At 76.1% G+C, this 4251-nt stretch carries 5 protein-coding genes; 4 read left to right on the forward strand and 1 reads right to left on the reverse strand.

All coding sequences use genetic code 11. The features are described from left to right. From DJ73_RS17075 to pyrE, 4 genes are all read left to right on the forward strand, one after another. Nucleotides 1-967: DUF58 domain-containing protein (locus DJ73_RS17075; RefSeq protein WP_094558561.1), on the forward strand; the 967-nt coding region annotated here is incomplete at its 5' end. Between the two features lie 36 nt (nt 968-1003). Then, nucleotides 1004-1549: a hypothetical protein gene (locus DJ73_RS17080; protein WP_176451159.1), complete on the forward strand. Its 546-nt coding sequence runs from the start codon at nt 1004-1006 to the stop codon at nt 1547-1549. A gap of 146 nt (nt 1550-1695) precedes the next feature. Further along, nucleotides 1696-2661, forward strand: coding sequence for a bifunctional 2-dehydro-3-deoxygluconokinase/2-dehydro-3-deoxygalactonokinase (gene kdgK1 / locus DJ73_RS17085; RefSeq protein ID WP_170938302.1), 966 nt, complete (start codon nt 1696-1698; stop codon nt 2659-2661). Nucleotides 2662-2754: 93 nt separating this feature from the next. Then, nucleotides 2755-3303 carry an orotate phosphoribosyltransferase gene (gene pyrE, locus DJ73_RS17090; protein ID WP_094523897.1) on the forward strand — a complete coding sequence of 183 codons (549 nt, stop codon included), beginning with the start codon at nt 2755-2757 and terminating at the stop codon, nt 3301-3303. A gap of 26 nt (nt 3304-3329) precedes the next feature. Here pyrE and DJ73_RS17095 read toward each other — a convergent pair. Beyond that, the coding region (locus DJ73_RS17095) for a MoxR family ATPase (protein WP_094558562.1) at nt 3330-4251 on the reverse strand (922 nt) is incomplete at its 5' end.

Genomic DNA, 4251 nt, shown 5'->3' on the forward strand with positions numbered 1-4251 from the left:
CGACGGTCCCGCGCGGATCGCGACCGCGCTCCGCCCGGGATCGGCGGCCGCGTTCGAGTACGCGGTCCGCGCGACCCGCGGCGAGCACGAGTGGGAGGCGGTCACGGCGATCACGCGCAACCCCTCCGGATCGCGCGAGCGGACGACCGCGATCGAGCCGGCCGACCCCGCGCGGGTCGTCTGTACCCCGGAGCTGGCCGCCGGCGGCGACCTCCCGCTCCGGGGGCTGACGACGCGGTACCACGGCCGGATGCCGACCGACGTCGGCGGGGCGGGCGTGGAGTTCCACGCCACTCGCGAGTACCGCCGCGGCGACCCGCTCAAGCGGGTCGACTGGAACCGCCGGGCGCGGACGGGGGAGCTGGCGACCGTGGAGCTCCGCGAGGAGCGCGCCGCCACGGTCGTCCTCCTGATCGACGCGCGGGAGTCCGCGTACGCCGCGCCCGAGCCGGCGGCGGAGACGGCGGTGGAGGCGAGCGTCGGCGCCGCCGGGCAGGCGTTCCGCGCGCTCCTCGACGGCGGCGACCGCGTCGGGATCGCGGCGCTCGGCCCCGTCGACTGCTGGCTCGCGCCGGGCGCCGGCTCGGCGCACGCCGCGCGGGGCCGCGACACGCTGGCGACCGACCCCGCGCTGGCCCCGACCCCGAGCGGGGACCGGTTCTACCGGTCGCTGTGGCTCCGCCGGTTCCGGCGGCGGCTCCCGGCCGACGCGCAGGTGCTCTTCTTCACCCCGCTCGTCGACGACGCGGCCGCGTCGATCGCGCGCCGGATCGACGCGCACGGCCACCTCGTCACCGCCCTCTCGCCGGACGTCACGGCCGGCGAGACCCCCGGCGAGCGGCTCGTGGGATTCGAGCGCCGCGAGCGGCTTCGGGAGCTCCGCTCGGCTGGGATCCGCGCGGTCGAGTGGGACGGGGAGTCGTTCCCCGTCGCGGTCGCGCGAGCGACGAACAGGTGGTCGCCGTGAGCGCCGGGTGGTCGCCGTGAGCGCCGGGTGGTCGCCGTGAGCGCCGACGGCTCCCCCGCCGACGGCGGCGCGAACGCACCGACCGACCGACCCGAGCGCGACGCCCGCCCCCCGACGCTCGCCGTCGTCGTCGCCCTCGTCGCGGCCGCGGTCGCGAGCCTCGCGGGGTTCCTCGCCGCGCCGCTCGGGGGCGCCCTCCTCGGCGCCGCGACGGTCGGACTCGTCGCCGGGTCGTTCCGGCGGTCGCACCGGCTCCTCTCGTGGGCGGCCGGGGTCGGAACCGTCGGGCTCGCGGTCGCGGGGTATCGGGGCGGAGGCGTCGAGGCGCTGCTCGTCGGCGGCGTCGCGCTCGCGGTCGCGTGGGACGCCGCGGACCACGGGCTCTCAGTCGGCGCACAGGTCGGCCGCGAGGCCCGGACCCGGCGGAACGTCGCCGTCCACGCCGGGACGACACTGCTCGTCGGCGCGCTCTCGGTCGGCGTCGTCTACGGCGTCTACCTCGCCGCCGCCGGGTCGCAGCCTGTCGCGGCCCTCGCGCTGCTCCTGTTCGGGGCGGTGGTGCTGGCGTCCGCGCTCCGGTGAGGTGGTCCGAGACGGCGGGCGGTCGGGCCGGCGGCGATCGCTTGCCCTTTTGTACTCCCCCGCCGACGCTCCGGTATGCGCACTGCAGCGACCGCGACGGCCGCGGCGTCGGCGGCGACGACAGCGGCGACGGCGGGACGCGTCGGGTGGTCGGCGTGACGGACCTCGTGACGTTCGGCGAGACGATGCTCCGGCTCTCGCCGCCGCGCGGCGACCGGCTGGAGACCGCCCGGACCCTCGGCGTACAGGCGGGCGGCGCGGAGAGCAACGTCGCGGTCGGCGCGGCGCGGCTCGGCGCGGACGCCGTCTGGCTCTCCAAGCTCCCGGAGTCGCCGCTCGGCCGCCGCGTCGTGAGCGAGCTCCGGAGCCACGGCGTCCGGACCGGCGTCGCGTGGGCCGACCCCGAGTCGAGCCGCGTCGGGACGTACTACCTCGAACACGGCGGCGAGCCCCGCGGGACGAGCGTGATCTACGACCGGGCCGACGCCGCGATCACGACGGTCGAGCCCGACGAGCTCCCGACCGCCGCGCTGGAGTCGGCCGAGCGGTTCCACACGACCGGGATCACCCCGGCGCTCTCCGAGCGGGCCGCGGAGACGACGACCGCACTGCTCCGCGCCGCGGGGGAGGGCGGGGCGACCCGCTCGTTCGACCTGAACTACCGGGCGAAGCTCTGGGACCCCGAGACGGCCCGGGCGGCGTACGAGGAGCTGTTCGCGCACGTCGACACGCTGTTCGTCCCGCGGCGCGACGCCCGCGAGGTGCTGGGCCGCGAGGGCGACGCCGTCGAGATCGCCCACGGGCTCGCCTCGGAGTTCGGCTTCGACACGGTCGTCGTCACGCGGGGGAGCGAGGGCGCGGTGGCCCTGCGGGACGGCGCGGTGTACGAGCAGAGCGTCTTCGACGCGGAGACGTTCGACGCGATCGGCACCGGCGACGCGTTCGTCGCGGGGTACCTCGCCAACCGGCTCGACGGCGGCGACGTCGCGGACGGACTGGAGTGGGCCGCCGCGGCCGCCGCCCTGAAGCGCACCGTCGACGGCGACCTCGCCGTGATCACGCCCGATGACGTGGCCGACGTCGTCGACGGCGGCAGCGGCATCGACCGCTAGCGACCGATCGGGCTCCGATCCGGCCGGCGTCTCCGTTCCGGCCGTCGCCCGCGTTCCGACCCGTTTATGGTCGCCGGCCCGCCCCGTCAGGGTATGACCGACGACGAGCGACGGAGCGAGCTCATCGCCGCGCTGCGGGCGGCCGACGCCGTCCGATTCGGCGAGTTCGAGCTCTCGCACGGCGGCACCAGCGACTACTACGTCGACAAGTACCTGTTCGAGACCGACCCGGACGCGCTGACGCTCGTGAGCGAGGCGTTCGCGGCTCGGCTCGCCGACACGGACGCGAAGCTCGCGGGGGTCGCGCTCGGCGCGGTCCCGCTCGTGGCCGTCACGGCCGCCGAGCTGGGGCGCCCGTACGTCATCGCGCGCAAGTCGGCGAAGGAGTACGGCACCGGCAACCGCATCGAGGGCCGGCTCGACGAGGGCGAGGAGGTCGTCGTGTTGGAGGACATCGCCACGACCGGGCAGTCCGCGGTTGACGCCGTCGAGGCGCTGCGCGAGGCGGGCGCGACGGTGGACCGCGTGCTCGTCGTCGTCGACCGCGAGGAGGGGGCCGCGGAGCTGCTCGCCGACCACGACGTGGAGCTGGAGTCGCTGTTGACGGCGACGGAGCTGCTGGCGGAGCGGGACGCGGAGTAGCTCGCAGACCCGTTTTCAAACCGGCGTCAGGCCTCGGGCGCCTCGACCGTCGGCACCGCGACGCGGTCGAGGGCGTCGGCGATCACGTCGCGCTTGTCGACGTCGTTGACGGCGGCGTCGGGGGTGAGCACGAGCCGGTGCGCGAGCGTCGGCTCCGCGACGCGCTTCACGTCGTCGGGGGTGACGAACTCGCGGCCGGCGACGACCGCGGCGGCGCGGGCGGTCTCGAACAGCCGCTGGGTGCCACGGGGCGAGACGCCCACGTCGACGCGGCGGTCCTCGCGCGTCGCGCGGACGAGCGCGGCCATGTACCCGAGCAGGTCGTCCTCGACGCGCACCGTCTCGGGCACCTCGCGGAGCGCCGAGACGGCGTCGGCGTCGAGGACGCGGTCGACCGTCGGCGCCTGCTCGGCGCGACCCGCGCGGCGGCGGAGGAGCTCAACCTCGCCGTCGTCGTCGGGGTAGCCGATCGAGGTCTTGATCGCGAACCGGTCGAGCTGGGCCTCCGGCAGCGGGAACGCGCCCTCGCTCTCGACGGGGTTCTGCGTCGCGATGACGTAGAAGGGGTCGGGCAGGGCGTGGGTGTCGCCGTCGACGGTCACCTGGCCCTCCTCCATCGCCTCCAGCAGCGCGGCCTGCGTCTTCGGCGGCGCGCGGTTGATCTCGTCGGCGAGCACGACGTTGGCGAAGACCGGGCCGGGCGAAAAGGCGAAGGAGCCGTCGCGCTCGTCGAACACGTTCGTCCCGGTGACGTCGGACGGGAGGAGGTCGGGCGTGAACTGCACCCGGGAGAACTCCAGGCCGAGCGCGGTCGCGAACGAGCGCGCCGAGAGGGTCTTCCCGGTGCCGGGCACGTCCTCCAAGAGGACGTGGCCGCGGGCGAGGATCCCGAGCGTGACGCGGTCGAGGAACTCGCGGTCGGCGACGACCGCGCCGCCGACCTCGTCG

The organism is Halorubrum sp. Ea1, assembly GCF_002252965.1.
Classification (GTDB): Archaea; Halobacteriota; Halobacteria; order Halobacteriales; family Haloferacaceae; genus Halorubrum.

What these genes read in the sequence shown, in the direction of transcription:
- pyrE (WP_094523897.1), top strand. Translation starts at nt 2,755, where the DNA reads ATGACCGACGACGAGCGACGGAGCGAGCTCATCGCCGCGCTGCGGGCG.